The sequence below is a fragment of the Microcoleus sp. PH2017_24_DOB_U_A genome, assembly GCF_020738205.1.
Lineage (GTDB): Bacteria > Cyanobacteriota > Cyanobacteriia > Cyanobacteriales > Microcoleaceae > Microcoleus.
The window spans coordinates 43,822-67,727 of the sequence record NZ_JAEQCT010000107.1; the positions used below are offsets into that span (position 1 = coordinate 43,822).

18 protein-coding genes and 1 pseudogene are annotated in these 23,906 nt (G+C 44.9%); 3 read left to right on the forward strand and 16 right to left on the reverse strand.

The window, feature by feature from the left end:
- Window positions 1–10: 10 nt before the first annotated feature.
- The 5 genes from JGK07_RS26515 to JGK07_RS26535 all read right to left on the reverse strand — a co-directional run bounded on the left by JGK07_RS26515 (window position 11) and on the right by JGK07_RS26535 (window position 4,581).
- Complete coding sequence (locus tag JGK07_RS26515; RefSeq protein WP_293179121.1) at window positions 11–175, reverse strand: hypothetical protein; 165 nt, start codon at window positions 173–175, stop codon at window positions 11–13.
- Window positions 176–282: 107 nt separating this feature from the next.
- Window positions 283–1,068, reverse strand: a complete 786-nt coding sequence (locus JGK07_RS26520; RefSeq protein WP_293179118.1) for a calcium-binding protein — start codon at window positions 1,066–1,068, stop codon at window positions 283–285.
- 474 nt (window positions 1,069–1,542) lie between these two features.
- The gene (locus JGK07_RS26525; RefSeq protein ID WP_293179115.1) at window positions 1,543–2,328 is read right to left on the reverse strand and encodes a calcium-binding protein; all 786 of its coding nucleotides are present in this window, start codon (window positions 2,326–2,328) and stop codon (window positions 1,543–1,545) included.
- Window positions 2,329–2,349: 21 nt separating this feature from the next.
- Complete coding sequence (locus tag JGK07_RS26530; RefSeq protein WP_293179112.1) at window positions 2,350–2,481, reverse strand: hypothetical protein; 132 nt, start codon at window positions 2,479–2,481, stop codon at window positions 2,350–2,352.
- A gap of 876 nt (window positions 2,482–3,357) precedes the next feature.
- A complete protein-coding gene (locus JGK07_RS26535) occupies window positions 3,358–4,581 on the reverse strand; it encodes a calcium-binding protein (protein WP_293192457.1) in 1,224 nt (407 codons plus the stop codon).
- A 391-nt stretch (window positions 4,582–4,972) separates the two neighbouring features.
- Here JGK07_RS26535 and JGK07_RS26540 point away from each other — a divergent pair, with 391 nt between their 5' ends.
- Window positions 4,973–5,497: a dual specificity protein phosphatase family protein gene (locus JGK07_RS26540; protein WP_293185276.1), complete on the forward strand. Its 525-nt coding sequence runs from the start codon at window positions 4,973–4,975 to the stop codon at window positions 5,495–5,497.
- A 339-nt stretch (window positions 5,498–5,836) separates the two neighbouring features.
- Here the strand turns inward: JGK07_RS26540 and JGK07_RS26545 are convergent, their stop codons facing one another.
- The 3 genes from JGK07_RS26545 to rnhA all read right to left on the reverse strand — a co-directional run bounded on the left by JGK07_RS26545 (window position 5,837) and on the right by rnhA (window position 8,568).
- Window positions 5,837–6,664, reverse strand: a complete 828-nt coding sequence (locus JGK07_RS26545; protein ID WP_293185274.1) for an alpha/beta fold hydrolase — start codon at window positions 6,662–6,664, stop codon at window positions 5,837–5,839.
- Window positions 6,665–6,859: 195 nt separating this feature from the next.
- Complete coding sequence (locus tag JGK07_RS26550; RefSeq protein ID WP_293192459.1) at window positions 6,860–7,498, reverse strand: pentapeptide repeat-containing protein; 639 nt, start codon at window positions 7,496–7,498, stop codon at window positions 6,860–6,862.
- 176 nt (window positions 7,499–7,674) lie between these two features.
- Window positions 7,675–8,568 (reverse strand): ribonuclease HI, encoded by an 894-nt coding sequence (rnhA, locus tag JGK07_RS26555; protein ID WP_293185270.1) that lies wholly within the window; start codon window positions 8,566–8,568, stop codon window positions 7,675–7,677.
- 81 nt (window positions 8,569–8,649) lie between these two features.
- Between rnhA and JGK07_RS26560 the strand changes: the two are divergent.
- A pseudogene (locus tag JGK07_RS26560) lies at window positions 8,650–13,735 on the forward strand (CHAT domain-containing protein).
- A 14-nt stretch (window positions 13,736–13,749) separates the two neighbouring features.
- Here the strand turns inward: JGK07_RS26560 and JGK07_RS26565 are convergent.
- The 7 genes from JGK07_RS26565 to JGK07_RS26595 all read right to left on the reverse strand — a co-directional run bounded on the left by JGK07_RS26565 (window position 13,750) and on the right by JGK07_RS26595 (window position 22,695).
- Window positions 13,750–15,498 (reverse strand): hypothetical protein, encoded by a 1,749-nt coding sequence (locus tag JGK07_RS26565; protein ID WP_293225342.1) that lies wholly within the window; start codon window positions 15,496–15,498, stop codon window positions 13,750–13,752.
- 253 nt (window positions 15,499–15,751) lie between these two features.
- Complete coding sequence (locus tag JGK07_RS26570) at window positions 15,752–17,152, reverse strand: hypothetical protein (protein ID WP_293185265.1); 1,401 nt, start codon at window positions 17,150–17,152, stop codon at window positions 15,752–15,754.
- A gap of 1 nt (window position 17,153) precedes the next feature.
- Window positions 17,154–17,486 carry a hypothetical protein gene (locus JGK07_RS26575; RefSeq protein ID WP_293185264.1) on the reverse strand — a complete coding sequence of 111 codons (333 nt, stop codon included), beginning with the start codon at window positions 17,484–17,486 and terminating at the stop codon, window positions 17,154–17,156.
- A 228-nt stretch (window positions 17,487–17,714) separates the two neighbouring features.
- Entirely contained in the window at window positions 17,715–20,678 is a 2,964-nt protein-coding gene (locus JGK07_RS26580; protein ID WP_293185263.1) for a CHAT domain-containing protein, read from the reverse strand.
- A 91-nt stretch (window positions 20,679–20,769) separates the two neighbouring features.
- Window positions 20,770–20,892, reverse strand: a complete 123-nt coding sequence (locus tag JGK07_RS26585; protein WP_293185262.1) for a hypothetical protein — start codon at window positions 20,890–20,892, stop codon at window positions 20,770–20,772.
- A complete protein-coding gene (locus JGK07_RS26590) occupies window positions 20,889–21,215 on the reverse strand; it encodes a nucleotidyltransferase domain-containing protein (RefSeq protein WP_293185260.1) in 327 nt (108 codons plus the stop codon). Before JGK07_RS26590 ends, JGK07_RS26585 begins: the two co-directional genes overlap by 4 nt.
- Window positions 21,216–21,480: 265 nt before the next feature.
- A complete protein-coding gene (locus tag JGK07_RS26595) occupies window positions 21,481–22,695 on the reverse strand; it encodes an acetate kinase (RefSeq protein WP_293243170.1) in 1,215 nt (404 codons plus the stop codon).
- 277 nt (window positions 22,696–22,972) lie between these two features.
- Here JGK07_RS26595 and psaK point away from each other — a divergent pair, with 277 nt between their 5' ends.
- On the forward strand, window positions 22,973–23,233 hold the full coding sequence (gene psaK, locus JGK07_RS26600) for a photosystem I reaction center subunit PsaK (protein ID WP_293185258.1): 261 nt from the start codon (window positions 22,973–22,975) through the stop codon (window positions 23,231–23,233).
- A gap of 27 nt (window positions 23,234–23,260) precedes the next feature.
- On the opposite strand, the gene JGK07_RS26605 is transcribed toward psaK, so the two are convergent.
- The gene (locus JGK07_RS26605) at window positions 23,261–23,899 is read right to left on the reverse strand and encodes a histidine phosphatase family protein (RefSeq protein WP_293219605.1); all 639 of its coding nucleotides are present in this window, start codon (window positions 23,897–23,899) and stop codon (window positions 23,261–23,263) included.
- Between the last annotated feature and the right edge of the window lie 7 nt (window positions 23,900–23,906).

The following is a 23,906-nucleotide window of genomic DNA, read 5'->3' on the forward strand; positions in this document are numbered from 1 at the left end:
GATTTGGGATCTAAACCAAATTGTTAGCTACCGAACTGTCTACTGTATCGTTGCCTCCGAGCATCGAAACTCCCAAAGGAAAATTATTGGCATCTGCGATCGACAAAAAAACTGTTTCGGATGTATTGTCGCCAATTAAGCGGCGCGGTTCGGATGGATCTGTTTGTAAAGCCATGATGTCTTACCTGATAAAAAATCTCGGTTTTGATGCAGAATTTTTGCTAGAAACAGGGTTTCTATGTACCTCACTTACCACCAAACCAGATTTGGGATCGTGGCAAATTAAAATCCTTGAACCGAGATGATATTGCCTTGAACCTGGGCTGGAGTTACACCATCAACAAAACCCAATATATTGCCGGAATTTTTAACTTTGATGAGAGTTCCTGTCGTTACAATAGGGCCAGGATTTAGTAAACTTGTCAGACCTTGGTCTTTTAAAACTTGTGGCCCGTCAAACCCCAATATAATTGTCACATTTGTCAGGTTTTCCAAAACTACATCGCCAGCAGTCAAACCCCCTGCTAATCCAATTCGATCGAAACCAACTCTGAAAAGGCTAATCAGATCCGCATTATTGATATCTGTAACTCCGGGTTCTGCTTGCAAGACATACAAGTTGCTGCCGATTTTAGGCCCAGAAATATTGTCATCAAATCCCAATAAAATATCTCGTCCCAAACCCCCAATAAGAGTGTCATACCCATTACCGCTAACTAAGAAATCATTGCCTCTACCGCCCAATAAAATATCGTTTCCCCCAAACCCATAAATCAAATCTGCATCTTGCCCTCCGCTGAGATAGTCATTTCCAGCCTCTCCACCTAGTAAGTCTTTCCCCCTGCCTCCAAATAAGGAATCATTACCCGAGTTTCCCCTGAGAACGTCTTCTCCTTCATTGCCATACACCAAATTGTTAGCTGCTGAAATGTTAACTGTATCGTCACCTTCGAGCATCCAGACTCCCAAAGGAAAATTATTGGTATCTGCGATCGATAAAAAAACGTTTTCGGATGTATTGTCACCAATTAAGCGGCGCGGTTCCGATGGATCTGGTTGTAAAGCCATGATGTCTTACCTGATAAAAAGTTGTCATTGAAATAATGAACCTAGAATTGTTTAACAACAATTAAAATTCAAATAATTACAATTTTTGGAGTTAAACAAATAGGTAAAGTCGCATGAAATTTGCAAGCTGACTATTTATGGGTCGCAGTGCCTATAAACAGACTCAAGCTTTTGATTAAAATTCTTACAAATTTAAACAGTGCTGCGACTTATCAGCACATTAACAAAATAACTCAACTCCATGAATCATGTCCAGGACAGTTAGCCACTTAAGCTAGCCACTTAAGAAAGGCTACCAAACAAAAGATTTTTTAATTTTCAAAGCGCCGATGTTAATTTTTTATGTTCCGGCACACAAATAATCAAAGACCGGGTTTTTTACCAAAATCCTTGGTTGAAGTCCATAGATTAGGTAAAAAACCCGGTTTTTTTTAGCTAATTTGTCCAGGAATGTCCTAGCAAGCGCGACAAGTCCTAAGGAACAAAGACGATATCCGAATCGGGACGAAATCCACCCGGTATTTTGGCAAATTGCTGGTTTTTAAACGACAGCGCACCAGTGCTGTTATTGTATTGAAATTCACTGACTGAAGACACTCCCATTCCACTTACCGAGACTTGGACTTTATCACCTTCCCAGTAATGAAAGTCTTGGATTAAATCAATGCCTTCATAGGCGGGGGTGGAGTAAAAAATGAAATTATCTGCTCCACCACCACCATAGAGAGTGTCATTTCCTGGTTCACCAGAAAGATTGTCGTTGCCATAGTCACCGTCGAGGTAGTCATTACCGAAGGAACCAAGCAAAAGGTCGTTGTCATATCCACCGTAAAGGGTGTCGTTACCAGTCCAACCATCTAAGGTATCGTTACCCCCCTCGCCGTAGAGTTTATCAGCAGAATCGGTACTATTGAATAAACCATTGCTACCGTTGATATAATCATTACCTGCACCTCCCCAGACGGTATCCGCGCCTTGTTCGCCATAGAGGTAGTCATTATCCTCTTCACCGAAGATCAAGTCATTGCCCGAGTATCCCCACAAGGTATCATTTCCAGACCCTCCATACATCGTATCGTTGCCCGCCCCGCCAGATGAAGAGTCGTTACCCGCCAAGGCATAGATAGTATCAGCCCCGCTAGTACCATCCAAATACGTATCGTTGAATGATGTACCGATAATTGGCTTTGCCATCGGAATTTCTCCTAAAATTTGTAGTTTGTTTGCTTGTTTTCTCTGGTTCTCAAAGTTCAGAACCAATCTGCAAATTGCGAATTAGATTCACAATCGATCGATTTTGCGATCGCACAGATACAAGCTGTCGCGATAGGTGAGCGTCGCACTAAACACATTGCTGTGAATCTGAGTTGAATGCGAATTAGAACAATCGGAAATGCCACAATAATTAAACATTATTTAGGTAATTTCCTGATTGGTTGAAATCTAACGCTGCACGCTGATATATCTACTTTGTCCTGAGTGACAGCTAATGTCCAGGACATTTAGACAGTTAAGCTAGCCACTTAAGCTAATATCAAAAAACTACCTATAGATTAAGATTGAAAGATAAATATTACTAAGATTTAATTTTTTTTTAGCAGGGTTAGATTCAGCCATTCAGTCAGTTATGCTGTCATCTAAACAAACAAAAGAGTGCCCAATGGGTACTCTTTTGTTTGCATCCGGTATTGTAACTAGCACGCTACTATAGACTTGTAGGGTGCGTCAGATTTTTATGTTTCCCAAAAGGTACGTTGTTGCGCTTCAGCGCTCTTTCTAAATATAACACTGCGAGCGAAAGATTCGCGGACGCTGTTGGGATGAACTCACTCCTGAGAGTTATTGTGTAGCAAGGTATGCGCCTAACAACTCGATTTACAGTCATACCTCATCTATCGCTCGAAAGGCTATATAAAAGAGCGCTTAAGCGCAACTACGTGCCTTTCCGGAGCGCTGAAGCGCAACTACGTGCCTTTCCGGAGCGCTCAAGCGCAACTACGTGCCTTTCCGGAGCGCTCAAGCGCAACTACGTGCCTTTCCGGAGCGCTCAAGCGCAAGCGCAACTACGTGCCTTTCCGGAGCGCTCAAGCGCAACAACATACCTTTCCGGAGCGCTCAAGCGCAACAACATACCTTTCCGGAGCGCTCAAGCGCAACTACATACCTAAGATTTAGTGGGGGCAGAACATCCTGTCTGCCCCGTAAATTGCTGATTGAAAATGGTGTAATATCTGAGTTAAACGGACTTAATGTCAAGTCTGTTTAACTCAGATACAATTCAATTCATCCTCATGGCAATAGCACAATATCTCGGGATACTAAGAAGTCTGCTGGCTTATTCTCAAGAGTGGCAAACTTAACTTGACCGAAGAATAAATCACCAGTAGTCTTGCTATAGCTGAATTGGTTTAGGGAAGTAGCACCAAAACTGCGGTGAATTTCAATTTTGTCAACTTCACTTTTCTGGAAGTCTTTGATGGTGTCAATGCCTGTGGGAGCAAAATAGAATCTGAATCCATCCGCCCCTGCACCACCCCAAAGAATGTTGTTGCCGGCAAGGTCAATATCGCCACCACCAGCTAAGACATCATTGCCATTACCACCATTGAGGATGTCGTTACCACCACCACCAAAAAGTTGATCGTTATCATCGTTGCCGTAGAGGATATCGTTACCTTTCATGCCTTGTATGTCATCATTTCCAGCATCACCTAAAAGCGTGTCAATTCCATTACCACCAAGAATGATATCTCTGCCACCTCTACCATTGATTAAATCGTCTCCATCCTCACCTTTGAGGAAGTTCTTGCCAGCGTTACCCAGCATATAATTATTCAATTCGTTACCAGTGCCATCGATATCAGCAGCATCACTCAAGGTGAGGTTTTCGACGTTTGCACCCAAAGTATAGCTGATAGTGGAAGTGACTACGGTATCAGTACCTTCGGCAGCTTTCTCGGTAACTAAATCAGCAACATTATCAACCAAATAAAGGTCATTACCGCTACCACCATTCATGTCGTCGGCACCAGCACGACCATATATGATGTCGTCGCCTGCACCACCATAGATTTGGTCATCGCCATCACCACCATCTAGGAAGTCGTTACCACCTCCACCAAATAAGTAATCGCGATCGCCTAAACCATAGAGAGAGTTGTTCGCATCATTACCTAGAATAGCATTGTGCGCGTTGTTTCCCGTCGCATCAATGGCAGCGGTTCCCTTCAAATGCAGGTCTTCGACGTTCACTCCTAAAGTGTAGCTGACGGTAGATTCTACCAGATCGATACCTTCGGCAGCAGACTCAGTAACTACGTCAGCAATATTATCGACAATGTACTTATCATTACCGCTACCACCATACATTTTGTCTGCACCAGAACCACCATCAAGCTCATCATCTCCTGCTTTACCGTAGAGAGTGTCGTTGCCTGCTAAACCTGTGAGAGTATCGTTATCAGGAGTGCCATGTAGTAAGTCGTCTTTGGGAGTACCTGGAATCTTAGCCATGTTAAATTTCTCCAAAAAAAATGATGAATTTGTCTGAACTGTATCGGGCACTAGAAAGTGTCGCGATACGTTAAGAACTTATCTACAAATTGCAAATCTAATTGGCTATTTGCAGATGCCAGATGCGGCGATAGGTGAGCATTGCACTCAAGACTTTGCTGTGAATTTGAGTGAAATGTGAATTGAAATAATAGGACAGATCGCCATACTTAAATAGCATGGGGTTGATTGCCTGATTGGTTGAAATCTAACGCTGCACGCTGATATATCAACTTTGTCCTGATTTATGGTGAACGTCCAGGACAGTTAGACAGTTAAGCTAGCCACTTAAGAAGTAAAGTAAGAATATCTAAAAATCTCTAAGTTATTTTAGGATTGAAATTGAGGGCTGATGTACAAGTTTGCGGCGGCTGCGGAGGATGAATTAGTTGTGTTTGGTGCGGCCAAACCGGGCTACCGCGATGAGGAAGTTGCTGGCTGGATTGATTTTATGCGGCGACAGAAGATCGATCGAGTTTGTTGCTTGCTTCCCCAGACACAACTCATCGGCTATGGTGACTTGTTGGGAAGCTATGGAAATGTTTTTGGGTGCGATCGCGTTTGCTGGGCTCCGATCGCAGATTTTGAATTGGCCGATCGCGAAATTTTAGTCGATCGCATTTTACCGTTTTTGACATCTGCAAGTCGATCGGGCGATCGGGTGGTGGTTCACTGTGCTGGCGGGATTGGGCGCACAGGACAGGTTTTGGCTGCTTGGTTGGTTAGCGGGCGGGGTTTTTCTAACCAAAAGGCGATCGCGGCTGTGAAAAAAACTGGCAGAAATCCTTATGAAGCTGCGATCGCTGCTGTTTTCAAGGGTCGAAATCCGTGGAAAGTCGCTGCTGAACTTGATGCTTTGTTGGATGATTGTCGTTGACAGTTGACAGTTGACAGTTGACAGTTGACAGTTGACAGTTGACAGTTGATCGCTTGAGTGCACTTGATAAAGGAAGGAGGAGGATTGGAGTAATGATATCGTTTCCGGTTACATCGATATTGTTTAAACAGTCACCGGAAAAGGGTTCCGGCTTTCAACCAATTCTTGGTGGTTAAAAAGTCGGTTTCTGATCTCGCAAATGCCTAAATGGTGTTCAACATAGGAGATCGATCGCCTTCAATGACTATTGACTATTGACTATTGACTGCTGACTACCCTTCGGCTTCGCTCGGGGGGCGAGCTGACTACTGTCAACTGACTACTGTCAACTGTCAACTGTCAACTGTCAACTGTCAACTGATTTGTCACTGCTTCGGCGAAGGGAACCGGCGCATCAAGCTGCAACCAGTGGCTGGTTTCTGGTATGACTGTGGTGGCAATTTGGGGGCGCAGTATGTGGAGGCTGAAAGGCCAGGAGTTGGCCGGCGCGAGGACTGCTGAGATTTGGGTGCCCGGAGTTGCAAGGATGCGATCGATCGCACCAACTGCATCGTAAGCAAACATACCTTTGTACATACCGATGAGACGATCGCGCGGCGTGGCTGCGAGGCGTGCGATCGTGGTTTCGCGCGTCGCAGTTGTACCGCCGTCGAGGGCTTGGGAGAACTTTTCCTCTGCCGCAGCGCGGTAGCTGTCGCCCGCTAGCGCTGCGAGGAAGGGAACCATCTGTTCTTCGTACACGGAGGGCGGCAGGTAGTTAAAGTCACCGGGGGGATCGGCTAGGATGACGCGGGTGATGCGAGTTGGGGCGCAGTCGGCGGTGGCGAGGACGACGAGGGAACCGAAGCTGTGTCCGACGAGGGCTACTTGGGGGATATTCAGCGCGTCGAGGATGGCGATGATGTCGGTGGCGCAGCTATCGGGGGTGTAGTCGCCGTCTGCGGGCGGTTCGGAGGCGCCGTGGCCCCGGAGGTCGATCGCCAAAATGCGCTGGTTTTGGCCGAGATTGGCGCGCAAAAGTGCGATCGTCTCGTCCCAGACTCCGAGGTGGTATGCCATACCGTGTACGAAGAGGACGGGGATGGGTTCTGCTTCTGCGCTGCTTGCTGCGCCCGTGTCGGTGAGATTGAGTCGCCCCGCTGGGCCGGTGACAGTTGCAATGTGCATAAAATACCTGGACTTTAACGTTGTTCGGATTGGTTCGTAGTGCGGACTTCAGTCCGCATAATGCTACGGACTGAAGTCCGCACTACGAACCGTTTTTGTCATGGTAATCGACCGGAAGCGATCTGCGCGATCGCAAATATGAATCATAATTGGAACCTGCGGCATGAATAATTTGCAGTCGCCCCTCAACTTGTTTTACTCAAAGATAGCCCCATCCAAGCAAGCTTTTTTCAAGTCTACTTTACCTAAAGTTGCACCTCTTAAATCAGCATTTGTTAAGTCAGCATTACTTAAATCTACATTAGTCAAATCGGCACCTCTGAGATTAGCATTGCTTAAATTTGCCCCAGCTAAATTTGCCCTCACAATTTGTGACTTATGCAAGTTGCAGCCACTCAAATTAGCCGATTGCATCTGTGCTGCTGCTAAAATTGCTTTATTTAAATTAGTGCCGCTCAGGTCAGCCAAATTCAATTTGGCATAACTCAGATCGATGTTTTCCAAACAAAGTTGGCTCAATTGAGCGCATCTCAAGTTAGCATTAACAAAATATCTGTCTCCCGCCGCATAACGGCGCAGCAATTCGTCAACTCCCAGCCGAGTTAAAACCGGTTCGGCCGCCTTTTGATAGCACCACGATGTCTCCAGCAAACTCGCGGCTGTTTCAATTGCTACCTTGTCGGATTTAGGTAGAACCAAGCTATTGCAGCCATCCCACTCGCCGCCTAGCATAAATGCCATTTCAGAAGCTGCTGCAATTGAGTCGCAAAGCAAAACGGTTTCTGGTTTGGGTGGCAGCCAGTTCATTAAAGCGATCGAACTCTTGTTTTTCACTGTTTATTCAGGATTTGTTCGCGTTTCTTAAATTATAAGTTAAATTATTTTTCCTCTCTGGAAACAGGTAAGGTGCGCTGCGCGCACCTACCGTTTGAGTTCTTGCAATTAGTCCTAGATATTGCAGCAGTCAGAAGGCCTTTGTCACAATCTGACTGAGGACTTATGACTGATGATTAATCAGTCGTACTAACGTGGTCGATGCGCTCTAATTGCCAGAGAATTTGGTTGCCCTCGCGGCGCACGCGAGAAACTACCCAGTTGCGCCAAACCCAGTTGTCTCCGCGGCTGGTGACAGCGCTGGCATTTACATCCATCAAATCAGCCAGTTCAGAACTGGTAATCAAGTAGCCTTTGGTGGCAACTTCGTCAGCTATGTGCAACGTCTCGATCAGGTTGCGGAGTTCCTGAACCCTCACCTCGCGGGGTAAGTTCTCCAGGGTATCGGCAGTTGAATCCATCATGGTAGAGTTGGAGATCGGAAGGTCAGAAGTTATGACATAGGATTCTATCGTTTTGTTACCAGTTGTGTCCGTTTCTTCCAAAACAATTGGGTTTTCAATGTCTAGCGGCGATGACCCAGACTCATCTGTTGTTGGTCGATGCTGTTGCAGGGCGGGAGTGCGATTGTGAGAGAAGCTGCGGGCAATTTCATCGCATCTGTCGTTGTAGAAGTCGCCGGAGTGGCCGCGGACGTGTTCCCACTTGATTTGTCGGGAATTCAGCTTGTCTAGCAGGTGCCAAAGGTCTTGGTTGACGACATCTTTGCCTGTTGAGGTTTTCCAGCCTTTGTTTTTCCAGCCTTGAATCCATTTGGTGATGCCGTTTTTAACGTATTCGCTGTCGGTGTAAACGGTGACTGGTTCGGTTTGACCGGAATTGGCAAAAAATTCTAATGCAGCGACGGCCGCCTGCATTTCCATGCGGTTGTTGGTAGTTTGAGGGTCTGCACCTCCGAGTTCGTGACATTTGCCGTCGGCGAAGCAGATGACTGCACCCCAACCGCCGGGGCCTGGATTGCCGGAACAAGCGCCGTCTGTGTACAAGCTTTTGATTGTGGGAGTTGTCATGAGTTAATTAATTTGTTATTTACGATTATTTTGTTCGCGGGTGCGATAATTGAGGGAAATTGCGATCGACTGTAGATGCCCATGAAAAACGTCAACTTAAAGATTAAAAAGGTCGGGCTATTTGTTTGTCCGTTTTCTTTGTTAATTTTTAATACTTTCGCCCAGGCGCAAACAGTTGTGCCTGCTGCTGACGGTACTGGCACTGCTGTCATCCGCAATGGTAACCGCTACGATATTAACGGTGGCAGTTTGTCGGGAGACGGGGCGAATCTTTTTCACAGTTTTGGGCAGTTCGGCTTGAATGAAGGTCAAGTTGCTAATTTTCTGACTAATTCGGCTATTCAAAATATATTAGCTCGCATTGCTGGTGGGAACCCTTCGCTAATTAATGGTTTAATTACGGTCACGGGTGGCAATTCTAATCTGTTTTTAATTAATCCTGCGGGGATTGTGTTTGGCCCGAACGCGAGTTTGAATGTGCCAGGTGCTTTTACTGCGACTACTGCTAATAATGTGGGTTTTGGTTCTAATTGGTTTAATGCGGCAGGTACAAATAATTTTAGTGCCTTAGTTGGTGCGCCAAATGCTTTTTATTTTGGGGCGAATCAACCGGGAAGTATTGTTAATGCTGGCAATTTGGCTGTGACTCCGGGCCAAAGTTTGGCTTTGCTGGGCGGTACGGTTTTGAGTACGGGGCAGTTGTCGGCACCGGGCGGGCAAATTACTGTTGCTGCTGTTCCGGGCGAGAATGTTTTGCGGATCAGTCAACGGGGGCTTTTGTTGAATTTGGAAATACCAACTGACCAGAATTTGCGTAATTCTCAACAAAGTTTAAATCCTGTTTCTTTGCCGCAGTTGCTGACAGGTTCTGCACAAAATCAGGCGACGGGTGTTGCTGTTGCTGCTGATGGTAGCGTGCAGCTTGTGGACTCTGGTTTGCAGGTGAATTCTGGGGATGTGGCGATCGCTGCTGGGAATATATCTGTACTTCCGCAGGTGAATGCGGGAAGTGCGACTGTTTCGGCGGCGGGAAATCTGACGTTAGCGGGGGCTAGGCTGCAAACTGCGGGGGATTTGAACTTGCTGGCACGGGATGCGGTGCGGGTTCGCGATCGCGTGCAGAATCCTTTTTTGGCCCGGGCTGGGGGGAATTTAGAGATTCGGGCCGATCGCGCGATCGACATTCTCACCTTAAACGCTACCGGCGGCTTATCTCTTCCCCCGCAATTTCAAAGCGGTGGCTTCAAGGGGCAATTTTTTGGTGCGGAATCTGTCGGGAAGGCCGGGAAATTTTGTCAGTTTATTTGACCCGATTATCAGTTCCGAAGGTGATGTTTTATTGGGAGATTATACTGGGGTTTCGCTGAAAGTCGAGGCGAGGGGTAGCATTGTTGCGGAGGATATTACAATTACCGGCCCGGATGTTGGATTGCGGACTGAAAATGCGACTTCAGATCCAGATATTGCTATTTTAACTAGCAGTCCAGCCTTAATTCTCCGGGCGGGAGTAGCAAGTTTGGCAAATCCGGTGAGTATTTCTTCTGACAGTGTAGATGATGATAGTATTTTCACTTCGACGCCAATTTTGAGTGGCAGAACTTTGATTTCTGTGGACAACATTTCCGCAGGCGGGCCTGTGATTTTGTCGGCGGCGCAAGAAGTGGTAACTAGAAATATTAATGGCGGTCAAATTAATCTCGAAAGCAGGGAAGGGGCTGTGATAGTTGGAGGCAGATTAACGTCTGCTTCGACGATTAATATTCAGGCTGCTAACAATATTAATTTGACAAATGACATCGTTCCGGCTGATATCAACGGCAATATTACTCTGAATTCGACTGGGGGCAATATAGTAACTCGCGCGATCGACACTGGGAATTCTGGGGCGATCGCACTTACAGCATTCGGCAATGTCAATTTTGGGAATTTGCGGGGTTCTCAAGTTAATGTTATCAGCAACTCCGGCGCTCTGGGAGTGTTGAACGATCCCAATACAATCGTCCCAAATACTACACCTGCCAGCGTTACAGCAACCGAGAATGTCACTTTGGCAGCTCCTGGGGACTTAAACGTGGGGAACCTCACGGGTTCGACTGTCGGAGCTACCAGCCGCACCGGAAATGTCGCTACGGGTGCGATCGCCTCTACGGGAGATGTCAGAGTTGTAGCGGGACAGCAAATCATTACAGCGCCAATCACTGTTAATCCGATCGCAGCAAATCCAGTTAATCCTACTACTCCCACAGTCAATCTGGACGCGAACACTAATATTAATGTAGCATCGGTTAATGCTCCCACTGCCACCGTTGCTTTGAGAGCAACCAACAACTTAACTGCCGGAAATTTGCAGGGGGGAGCAGTGGATGTTTCCAGCACCACGGGGAATATTACAACTACTAATACTGCATCAACAGGAAATATCAATATCAGGGCTCCTGGAAATGTAATAAACTCAGGAAATTTGCAGGGTATCGGAGTTAATGTTGCCAGCAATTCGGGAACTGTTACCACTGGTAATACCAACGCTACAGGTAATGTAGATTTGACAGCTTTTGGCAATTTAAATGCCGGGAATTTGCAGGGAGTTGGGATTAATCTTAACAGCACTACCGGAAATGTCACCGCTGGTAATCTCACCGCTGCCGAACAAGTTGGGATTTCGGCGGGCCAGCAAATTCAAACCGGGACAGTTAATATTACTCGCCCTACCACACAGCCAGTTAATCCCCTGTCGGCGGTAACTCTCAATGCTGGAAATAATATTAGCGCGATCGGGATAAATGCTCCTGCTACAAGGATTGTTTCGAGAACACCGACTAACTTTACTGCGGGAAATTTGCAAGGAAGTGCAGTTGATGTTAATAGCGGTGGCAATATTGCGATCGGCAATACTTTGTCAACGGGCAATATTAATTTAAATGCGGTGGGAAATGTGACTGCGGGTAATTTGCAGGGAGTAGGAATTGATTTAACTAGCCGTAGGGGAAATGTCACTACTGGTAATATCAATGCTACGGAAGTTGTGGAAATTTTAGCGGGAAGGCAAATCAGAACCGGGGCAATAAATGTTAATCCTGTGGTTGTCGATCGCACTTCTGGAGTAAATCTTAACGCTCAAAATGATATTAGCATTGAATCTGTTAATGCTCCGGGCGGTACGGTGAATATCCAGACTCCGGGTTTGGTGCGGGTGACGGGTACTTTTGACCAAAACGGTACTCCTGTGAGTGTCTCGACTGTTGGCGGCACTCAACCGGGTACAGTGAGGATCGCCCACGGCGGCGGTGATGTCAATCCGCCGACACCTTTTGTGGTGGGAAATCCGATGAATAATGGAACGGCTGGGGCGATCGCGAGCAATGCGGATGGTACGATTACTGAGGGACAATCTTTCATAAATTCTTACACTCAGGGCAATAGTGCGATCGTCACTACCAACCAGCCAATTAATCCCAACCAACCAATTAATCCGAATAATCCGAATAATCCCAACCAACCAACTAATCCCGAGAATCCAATTAATCCGAATAATCCCGAGAATCCAATTAATCCGAATAATCCAATTAATCCGAATAATCCCGAGAATCCAATTAATCCGAATAATCCAATTAATCCGAATAATCCCGAGAATCCAATTAATCCGAATAATCCGAATAATCCGAATAATCCAATCGATCGCAATAACCCAAATTCGTTGCCACCATCGCTAATCGATAGATTTCCATTAGATAAATCGCGATCGATTTTTCCCGATTCCAACCAACCCTTTAACCCCGAACAGCGGCAGAATCAAAACAGAATATCGCGAGATATAGGAAAACCCGGAGACAGGCTGCCACCCGAAAGAATGCAATCTCCGAGAGGACTCAGAAATTTCATCGTTGGAAATCCCAGAGAACCAGTTTTTGAGGCAGCATTTCGCAGCGACATCGGCAGGAACTTGGATGCAGGGAAATTATCAGCAGCTTTACCTCTGCTGGAGAAATCTTTTGGTCAAGAATTCGAGGAATATTTCGGTCTTAACATCAGCAAGGATTTACTATCGGTAGACGACATCAAGAAAAAATTAGTATCGGTGGGCGCAGAAACGAAAACGAAACCCAGCTTAATATATCTGTTTTCGCGATCGGAAAAATTAGATTTAATGTTAGTAGATTCTTGCGGTGCAGTAGTTCACAAAACTGTGCCGGAAGCGCACCGGGAAGAATTGCTGAAAGTTGTAAAGGAGTTCAGGAATGAGATTACTAATCCAGCCAGACGTAATACTACGAGTTATCTATCATCTGCCCAACAGCTTTATAAGTGGATGGTTGAGCCTTTGGAGGAGAATTTGAAGAAGTGCGAAACAGATACTATTTCTTTTGTAGTCGATCGCGGTTTGAGAGGTATGCCCTTTGCTGCTTTGCACGACGGAAAGCAATTTTTGATCGAAAAGTACAATCTCAGCCTGATGCCCAGCATTAATTTAACAGATACTCGCTACGTGGATATCAGGAAATCTGAAGTTTTAGCAATGGGTGCGGATCAATTTTCGGAATTGAATCCTTTACCAGCGGTTCCTGCGGAAATAGCGGCTATTTCGCGAGAATGGCCGGGAATTAGTTTTCTGAATGAGGGTTTCACTTTCGATAATTTGAATCAACAGCATAAAAGCCGACCTTTTGGGATTATTCACTTAGCTACTCACGGCGAATTTCGTCCGGGACTGCCGAATAATTCTTTTATTCAGTTGTGGGATAGTCGGTTAAGACTGAATCAATTGCGTGACTTGAGATTGAATAATCCGCAGGTAAATCTATTAGTTTTAAGTGCTTGTCGGACTGCGGTGGGTGATGACAGTGCGGAGTTGGGTTTTGGGGGTTTGGCGCTACAAGCTGGGGTGCAAACGGCTTTGGGGAGTTTGTGGTATGTTTCGGATGAGGGTACTTTGGGATTGATGGCTGAGTTTTATCAGCGTTTGAAGATTGCCCCAATTAAGGCGGCGGCGCTGCGAGAAGCGCAAATTGCGATGTTGCGGGGAGATGTGCGTTTGGAGGGCGGCAAGTTACGGGGTTCGAGTCGGGGTGAGGGAGTGGAGTTGCCGCAATCTTTGCAAGGGTTTGCAGATTTGAAGTTGTCGCATCCTTATTATTGGTCGGCTTTTGTGATGATTGGGAGTCCGTGGTGACTGGTAATCGGTAGTCAAGCCTTCAAATCTGAAAACCAAATAGAAACCTCAGCATCTGGATTTTCGGGTAGCCGAGTCCATCCAGTTGATTGGGCAAATCTCTGCTTGACTAGCGCCAGTTGATTTTCATTTTTATCCAAAGCATTGGAGACAACAAGTATGACTCTCAAATCTTGCGCTGTTGTAATTTTACTCTTAGCTTCTTCACCGTCAACTATTGGGAGTGAGAGGATTCTGTGTCTCATTTCCAGCCACGAACCAAAACGCAATTCATCGGTATCTTTAGTTAAAACGACAACATCTTTAGGTGATTTAACGGCAGATTTTATCTGAGTAACTACCGATTTAACATTCTTTTTTGACAAGATATCGACATAGAGAAAATTCTCTGTTGTTGCGTAATTTTTCCGCAAAATTATAGCCTCAGCCCAATCAACTATATAATTGAGCGGGGGCAGCAATACAAAGAATACCAATACAACAGACAATACAATTTTTGACAGTATAGATTTTTCATGATTTGAAATCCAGTAAATGTAGTAAGAAATCACAAAGAAGACAGTAAGTATAAAGAAAGGATTGCTGTAACGACCGATGCCTGCCATTAATAGATTTATTCCAGTTTTATAAGATATATATGCAATGAATATAAAAGGAATCGTTGTAATGCAGCCCCAAAGAATAATAAGTTTTTTATTGTATATATTTTTGCGAGCAGACTCTGCAACAAACCAAAAAGCTGCTAAGGTTCCTGCCAGACCTACAAATATTTTAAAAGTTTCTGCTTTCCGTGAAATATCTAAGGTAAATAACTGTTTAAGAATAGTGCTTGTAAACGTCAACAGCCTACCTTGAGTAAAAATTTCTGAATTGAATAGACCTAAACCTGGAGCTCCTATTAAACTCAATAAAAAACGCATTCCTCTTGTAGAAGGCGATGCCACAGGAATAGCAGCTTCAAATTGGTCTATAGCACTATTGACTCCAGAAAGTGCATGGTGAATAGCGCTCAGACCAATTACTGGCAAAAGGGTGAATACCGTACAAACTGCTAACAGGATAAAACGGTTTTTCAAGGTATATTGTTTGCTGAAAAACCATAAAAATACAGCTAGATATGCGAGAATTCCTAGAGAAACTAAAAAAGCAGAGTATTTTAACCAGTAAATTCCTCCTAAAAGTAGACCTAGTAGAGCTGCATGAACTAGAAAGCGACTGTCAAATTTATTCCCTGAGTCTAAAATTGAGCACAGATACATTGCGTACAGTAATACCCAAGGCATGACTGCCCAAGGAATCACATCTCCTGCTGTACAAACCAATAATGAGCCAATTTCTATATAATAGATAGATAACAGGACAGCTATAATTATTTTGATTTTCTGGTCAGAGGTGAGAGTATCTATTACCTTTATCCACCCCAGACCGCCTGAAACAAACAAAAAGTATGCGGTTGTTCTGACTGCGATTCCTAAAGGCAATCCGAGGGCGATTAAAGGTAAAAATGCGAAGGTGACGCCGGGAGCGTGCCAGACTATCCAGGTTTGTATATCTTGAGAGATATCTTTTTGATTTACTGTGACAACTGAGTTGATCAAACTAGATCCTCCGCTTAACCACTGGTTGATTCCTTTGATTTGAGGGATTGGATCGAACTCTATTTGGTAAGGAAATACTGAGGCGATCGCAAAAAAGACAGTGACTATAAATAGAAATATTAAATATGGCGCTAATTTCTGATAACGAGAATTTGTTAAATTCATAATTATAGTTTTAATTAGGTGAAAAATAAACTATAAGTCACCTGTCTAAAAACTGGCGATAAATGTGATATTTCTTAATAGTTATGAAAGTTTTCGCTGGTAGGTATGTTCGCCAGCAAGAGGTGGGAGTGTTGGGTGGGACGATCGCACTTGTTGTCGATCGCGCTTATTGTCGATCGCACTGCGCTATCATTCGGATCTAAGCGGATTTGAGATCGATGATTTTTTGGGAAAGGTCGATCGCCCTTTTGACCTATTTTTTCGGTTTGGTGCGCCACCAGGTGATGCCGGCTGCGAAAAGGGCGATCGCGCAACTCAACAAAAAGGAGAATGCAAAGGGATGCAGGTGCATTACAACTGGGATGTGATGGTTTTGCACTGTCTCGAAGAGTTTGTCTGTACCGCTGGATGCGGCGATGCCTCCGGCTGCTAAACCTACGCCGATCGCCTGTACTGTGCTCTCTAGGCGATCGTCCCGATCTTTCTCTTTGTCCTCGCTGTTGCGGAGTGCGAGTTGATTGGTGCGATCGCTCCTAGCTTGTTCTATTTCTACTATGCCGCGTATTGAGGCGATCGCCTGGTCGATTAAGTTGGTGCCGTGGCGGAAATATCCTAAGTCTCCGGCTATTTGCGATCGCATATAAAGAGCACTTTTTCTACTGAAGTGATTTAATATAGATAGTTCTTCCTTATCGATTCCTAGTATATCACAAATTGTTTGCAAAATGTCAATGTAATTGTTAAGATTTAGGACGATTGTATTGTCATAATCTTCGAGTTTCCGCAGCAGACAAGTATAAGTTACAGCTTTACTGAAGAGTTGCTTTAGCTGTTCCTGAAATTCCTGCAATTGGGCGGCAGTTAAGACGGTTCCTCTGGAAAATTGAGCCTGCAATATCTCCACATTTTTCTCAATAATGCGGTATTCGCGATCGAGTTCGCGGTAAATCAGGCGGCTGTCTTGAAAAACTTTGATGATTTTGTTGCGGTAAAATAGTAGGTCAAATATTTCTTCTTGGCAAGTGTTAAAATCCTTGTCGGTTTGTTTGTCAGCCAGCAGCCAGACAAGCAAATGGCGGTAATTTGCTATATCGGCAATTGAACCGTATTCAAAAATCGGACTACCAAATAATTTACCTGAACGATAAAATACAGGTGGCGAGTCGCCTTGGAATAAAGCATTGCGACATTCATCGGCGAGGGGTTTGAGGGAATCTAAATTATCTGAAGAGTTTTCGGGAAGCCCGGTGGTAATTAGGAGAGTTTGACCTAAAAAGTTGTCGTCGCCGTTGATAAGTAAGACTCGATTGGGGTTGAATTTCTGGATGAAATCGACACCTAAATTATTAGCGGTGCCGTCTTCCGGGCAACCTATATTTAAGCATAAAGCATAGCTGTCTTGAATTTGTAGCGGTTGGGCAAAACCTTCTATGGGTTGATTGCTGTTGAATTTTAGTGCGACATTTGGCAGTAAATCCTCGCGGTAGCTGTGAGAATTTGGCGGAAAAACTAGATTTGGTGTCAGCTTTTTATCGGTGAAGTTGGCGAGGATGTTGTCGCAGTGTTTCCAGAGAGGATTATGGCGGCCCTGACTGTCATCGTGCAGTTGGAAAGCGTATAGATAAACATTGGGGGCAGAAATTTTGTCGCTCATATTATTGGCGCGGGGGCTGTGAATTGGGAAGGCGTTTTTTGAGGTTTTCGGGTAACTCTGGATAGCGGTTTAATAGCCTTGGTTCTTGCTCTTCTTTTTTGGTGGGTTGCGGTTCTGGTTTTCTCTCAAATTTATTGATTTCATCTGTTATTTTAGGATAGTTTGCACACCAATCGCCAATGGCATCAGCTACTTCGTTGTTCGATTTATCAGCCATCTGGGATATTGTATTGCTGAGATTTGCTAAATCCTCAACCGCCCCGACTTGTTCAAATACTTCGGGTTTAGTTTCAAAGACTGCTAGGAAACCAGAAATAAATTCTTCATCTGTCATTGCCAATTTCTCCTTTGATTGTATTGTAGTTAGCCGGGGCGGGTTTTTGGGATTTACGGTGTGGTTTCACAGATAGTCGCGAACCCGCCCCTACAGCAATTATATCTGTTTCATACAAGATTAAATTCCCAATTTCAACAATTTTGTAGGGGCGGGTTCGCAGAAATTTATGACTCAAAACCAACCAACTAATAAACCCGCCCCCACCCCATGAAAAGACAGTTTATATTATTGCCCAACTGCACAGAAAGCCGCCCAGTATACGGGAGACTCATAAGGTTGATAATCCTGTTTGTAACCGCGCCTGTATTTGCCTTGAATTTTCTGTTTGTGTTCGCGACTCAGCAACTGCGACGCTTCCACCCATTCTAGCAAACTTTTAACAGTCAAACTCCGCAGCCACAACTGAGACTCCCGCAAAGCAACAGCCACAGGCGGGCGAGTTTTAGACAAGAAAATCTCATAAAACTTAATCATCAAAATCGCCGTAGATACATCATTGACAGCCCACAAAGTGCTAATCACATTCGTGGTTCCGGCGTACAAAAAACCGCTAGGCAATCCGATATACTCATCTGTGCTATCTCTAATATCCGTTAACCCAGTTTCGCAGGCGGAAAGCGTCACTAAACTGCACTTACTCAGGGGCAAATCAAAGATTTCTTCCAGCGTCAGACATTTTTCAATATCCCACAATTTGTCTTGAGGGGAACGAATATAACTTTTGTTCTCGGAGTCCACGTTATCGGTGGCATTTTTCGCACCAGCTAAGATTAAAGCTGATTTCCGAGGATTGTTAAAGTCGAAAAAGCCGTGACAGGAAAAGTGGGCGATCTCGGCATTTTGCAACGCTTCAAGCTGTTGCTGCAATCCTGTCTTACTTGCCTTTTCCCGAATCAAAACTTCCGCTGGATTAAAGGATTTGGCAATTGCTTCAACTTCGATGTCGGTGAAGTCTAAATCTTCTGTCGGGTTTTGAATGGCAAACAATCTTGTGGGTGATGACTCTTCCCCAGTCGGATTTACCCGCTGAGATAATTGTAATAGCTGACAACTGGGAGTATATCTCACGCCGCCAGGGAAAAGATCGAGGAGACATCCAGTTTCTTCTATATTTTGTCTTAGTCTTCGGCTGGTTAATGCGTGAAGCGGTAACAAGTGCAAATATCGGAAGGGAACTAATATTAATTTTTGGCATTTTTCTGGGAGGCGAGAGATTATTTCATCGAAATGCAAGATTTTAGCTAATTTTTCCAGGCGGGTTTTTAGCTGATTTCTCCAGTTTTCAGGTTGATTGATATAGTCACCGATATATTCATTCATAAACTCCACTAATGCTTCTGAGTCTGTATCGGAAGATTGCCAGACATCAGGTTGGGTGGAGTCGCGGGTAATAATGAAAACTTTAAAACCGTTAGAGGTGATGTACCATTCCAAAATTGCCTCATCTTCACCTAACAGACTGCGAATTTCCTGAAAACTAATCTGCTGCACATTTTCCGGGAGGCTGCGGGCCTTGTGAAACAATTCTACTAGGTTTCTGGTTTTGCTGCGTTCGAGGTATTCTAGGGCGACAGTGTTGTTTTCCATTTCCAGGCAAACTGCTACCATATTATGATAAAGCATATCCCATTCTTCGGCTAATTTCTGTCTGTCTGCTTCGCCACCGATAATAATTTCACTCCGCATTAATTCTACTGTATTAATGGCGGATTTAAAGGTATTGTAAGCTTCTGGTAGTTGGGAATTATCCCAGTAAGCAAGTCCGAGATTAGATAGGCTTACAATATTATCTATAGGAAATGCCTCGCGGGTGTAAACTGATAATGATGCTTGAGAAGCAACGATTGCGATTTCGAGATTATCGGCTTTTTCACCTCGAATTCTGTTGCGGTAGGCAAGCCCCAAATTATTTTGACTCCGGGCCCATTCAAAGGGAAATGCCTCACGGGTATAAACTGATAATGATGCTTGATAAGCGGCGATCGTGAGTTCGAGATTATCGGCTTTTTGGCCTCGGATTCTGTCGCTGTAGGCAGCCCCCAAATTATTTTGAGTCCTTGCCCAATCAAATGGAAATTCCTCAGAGGTATAAACTTCTAATAATTCGTCAAAAGCAGCGATAGCCAGTTCGAGATTCTCAGCTTTTTCGCCTCTGATTCTTTTGCTGTAGGCAAGCCCCAAATTATTTTTACTGGTTGCCCATTCAAACGGAAATGCCTCGCGGGTGTAAACGGACAAAGCTGCTTGTGAAGCGGCGATCGCCATTTCGAGATTCTCAGCTTTTTCGCCTCTGATTCTACTACAGTAGGCAAGCCCCAAATTATTTTTACTCATTGCCCATTCAAACAGAAATGCCTCGCGGGTATAAACGGACAAAGCTGCTTCTGAAGTGGCGATCGCCAGTTCGAGATTCTCAGCTTTTTCGCCTCTGATTCTGTTGCTGTAGACATTCGACAAAATATTTTGAATACCTGCCCATTCGCTGGGAAATGCCTCACGGGTGCTAACTTCTAAAGCTGCTTGAGAAAACTCGATCGCCCTTTCAAGATTATCGACTTTTTCCCCTCTAATTCTGTCAAAATAGGCAACCGCCAAATTATATTGAGTCATTGCCCAATCCTCTGTATATTCTTGACGGTTAAAAACAGTCAGGGCAACTTCATAACCTGCAATGGCAATTTCCAAATTACTCTCTCTGTTTAAGGAAAATTGCCAGATTGCATTACTAAACTGGACAACAAGTAATATTATAAAAATGCAGTCTTGTTTCCTATCTAAGTTTTGCAAAGTTTGCTTCGCCCAATTTCGGAAAACTACAGCAAAATTATCATTAATTAAGTTGAGATTATCCCGCAGCAGGGGATAGATTACATTACGATAGTCGCCACTTTCTGCCGTACTTTTTGCCGTACTTTCTGCCGTTACCTGCAATACTTGCTTCAAAAATTCTAACTGATCATTAAAAGAGGGCAATTTTAATATGAGATAGCTTGCCCAATTCATTAAAAAATCTGCTTCATTCTCATTGCCTTCCTCGCGTTTAATTTCTGCCAGCCATTGCGTTACCTGCACCAACCCCGCATCAACTAACTCGGGGTTTGCCTGCAAAATTTGGTTTCTTTCCCCGCTGGGGCAATTCACTAGCGATTGAATCAAATTGAGATAAGCTTGGATTCGTTGTTCGTCCATATCTGGTGGCGGGGATTGCGCGGCGAGGGTATTATTATTTAGCCGGATGTAGCACAATACTGAGTCCGACTTATAATATCCGCATAATTTCTCAGTCTCGCGTTGCGGGAACTTCGTTTGTATAGATGCGATCGCAATCGCCGAATTCTCTGGGGCAATTCAGTAGGGATCGAATCAGATTTTGAGCTAATTCGACAAATTGTTCGGGTTTCATAAAACTATTCCCTCTTTACGAATGTTCCTCAACAAAGGCCCGTTGTAGTGCAAAAACCGATTTTCATCCATAAACAAACAGCTAATCACTTCATCATTTTGGAGAGACAAGTCAGCCCGAATATGGCTAATTCTTTTGATTTCTTCGCCGGGATTGACTTGTCCTTTGAGAACTACCAAAACATCAATATCTGAGTCGGGATCTGCGTCGCCCCGCGCTTGGGAACCGTAGAGTACCATTTGGGTGAGCCGATCGCCGTAGAGTTGCTCGAAGTGCGATCGCAACTGAGTTAAAATAGTCTGGAGCTTATTGTTGACGTTCATATTCGTTGTCGTGGATGCTGGAAGGGCGATGGGGCTTGTCAATCTACGTACATAGTCTAGTCTAAATGCACAAAACTCGGCACAAAACTCCGCACTCTTCAACCCGCGGAGGCGGGTTTCGTATGTGTAGACGCGGTTTCAACCGCCGTCTCAACCGCCGAAAAAACCCCGCACTCTTCAACCCGCGGAGGCGGGTTTCGTATGTGTAGACGCGGTTTCAACCGCCGTCTCAACCGCCGAAAAAACCCGCCGAAAAAAACCCGAATTATCTACGAGAAATATCCCAACATTCCCGCGCAATCTCCCAATCTTCCTGAGTATGAATCACCAAAACCCGCACCGCAGAATCAACCGCCGCAACATCATCATCAACCGGCCAATTCAAATTCTTCTCCCCATCCAACCTTAACCCAATAAACCCAAAAACCTCGCACACAGCAGCCCTGACAGCAGCCGAATTTTCCCCAACACCAGCCGTAAAAATCAAAGCATCCAACCCTCCCAAACTCGCCAACATCGCCCCAATTCCGGCGCGCAAACGGTGGATGTAAATATCCAATGCAAGTTGAGCCCGAGAATTGCCATTTGCGATCGCCTCCGCAACCAGCCGCATATCGCTAGAAACCCCAGAAATCCCCTTCAAACCAGAATTTCGATTGAGAATATTATCGAGTTCCTCAGCAGTAAAGTGCGATCGCCTTAACAGATGAATTATGATACCAGGATCGATCGCACCCGATCGACTCCCCATCATCAAACCATCCAAAGGAGTAAAACCCATCGTAGTGTCAACACTCAGGCCGTCGCGAACCGCCGCCAGAGAGCATCCGTTGCCCAAATGACAGCTAATCAGCCGCAAATCGGCAGAATCGCGGTTCAGAATTTCGGCAGCCCTGCGAGCGCAATATTGATGGCTAATGCCGTGGAAACCGTAGCGGCGAATCCCGTCTTCCAGCCATTCGTAGGGGCCCGGATAAACAAACGCAGCGGGCGGCAAATCCGAGTGAAAAGCTGTATCAAAAACTGCAACTTGCGGCACATTACCGAGGATTTTTTCAACGGCTTCGATACCTTCCAAGTTAATCGGATTGTGAATGGGAGCAAACTCAGATAAACGGGCGATTTCCTGTTTTACTTCCGGCGAAATTCGCGTACTTTGCTGATAGTTTCCCCCCCCATGTACGACGCGATGACCGACAATATCAATCTCGTTTAAACTGTTAATAACTTGAGTTTCACCCTGCCACAGAGTCTCTAGCATTCGAGCGATCGCCCCAGCGCGATAATCCGAGGCAATTTCTTCCTCAAACCTATGACCAGCAGCAGTTGTGACTTGCAACTCCCCCGCACCTTCGCGGTGAGTCCAGTCTATTTTTGCTTCCCAGAGAGGTTGTGGCGGGCGATCGGGAAGCGTGTCATTTAGTTCGTAAAAGCAGCTTTTTTGACTGCTAGAACCTGCATTTAAAACTAAGATTTTCATGGTAATTGGTAATTGGGAATTGGTAATTTAGGACTTACTCACTCCAACCTCAGAAACCGGGTTTTTACCTTTTCTGCTGGTTGGAACCTGTGTATTTTGCTCAAAAACGCGGTTTCTGGCTACCCGTATTGATTGTTAGCTATTCACTAATGACGACTTTATTAAGGAATTTATCAAAATGTTAAGTATTAATGCAATCTGTAGTCAAGCGTTACGGTTATTTGATATATCTTCGTCATCAGATTTTCATTGATTAAAGTTTAAGGAGCCGATCGCCATGTTGACAACTATTTTATTAACCGTTGCGCCTCGTACCGTAGAATGGAGCCCCACCATTGGGCTGATTATGATTGTCTGCAATATTCTAGCCATTGCTTTCGGCAAATTAACAATCCAGCATCAGAGCACAGGTGGGGCAATGCCTTCAGCGAATATGTTCGGCGGTTTTGGTTTGGGTGCAGTCTTGGGAACCACCTGCTTTGGTCATATTTTGGGCGCAGGTACGATTTTAGGATTGTCTTACATTGGCGCGATTTAGAATCTAGGTGGGGACTGCACACCTTTTCTAAGTACCGGGTAAATTGCGGAGGTTTTCATCCAAGTGCGATCGATCGCCCAAAACCTCCAGCATCGGCCCGCGCACATCAAACTTAACTATACTAATAGAAGCGGCTAAAGCAGCAATGCGATTGCGATAACTTCCCAAATCAATCCCCAACAAACCGCACAGAATAATCCGAATAGTCGCCTTGTGGGAAACCACCAAAACATTTCCGCTCTTGTATTTTTCCTGAATTTCTGCAATAACTAAGGAAGCTCTACTAGAAATCTGCACAGAAGTTTCCCCCTCAGTCGGTGCATTCCAAGCCGGTTCCGTCAACCAATTCATGTAATCTTCAGCATATTTTTCGCGAACATATTCAACCGTTTCGCCTTCCCACTTGCCGTACTTAATTTCCTTAAGTCCGTCGCGAAGCTGCATTTCAATCCCCACAGTATTGCACAAAGGTGTTGCAGTTGCGATCGTGCGCTTCATCGGGCTGACATAAACAGCATCCCAAGGCAATTTTGCGTAAGTTGCGCCAAATTGTTCGGCCATCATAGAACCTTCGGCTGTCAATTCTGGATCGAGGTCGCCGCAGAAACCGCCACTTTTGCTGTAAACTGTTTCACCGTGGCGCAGAAAGTAGATTTTTAAGCTCATATCAATA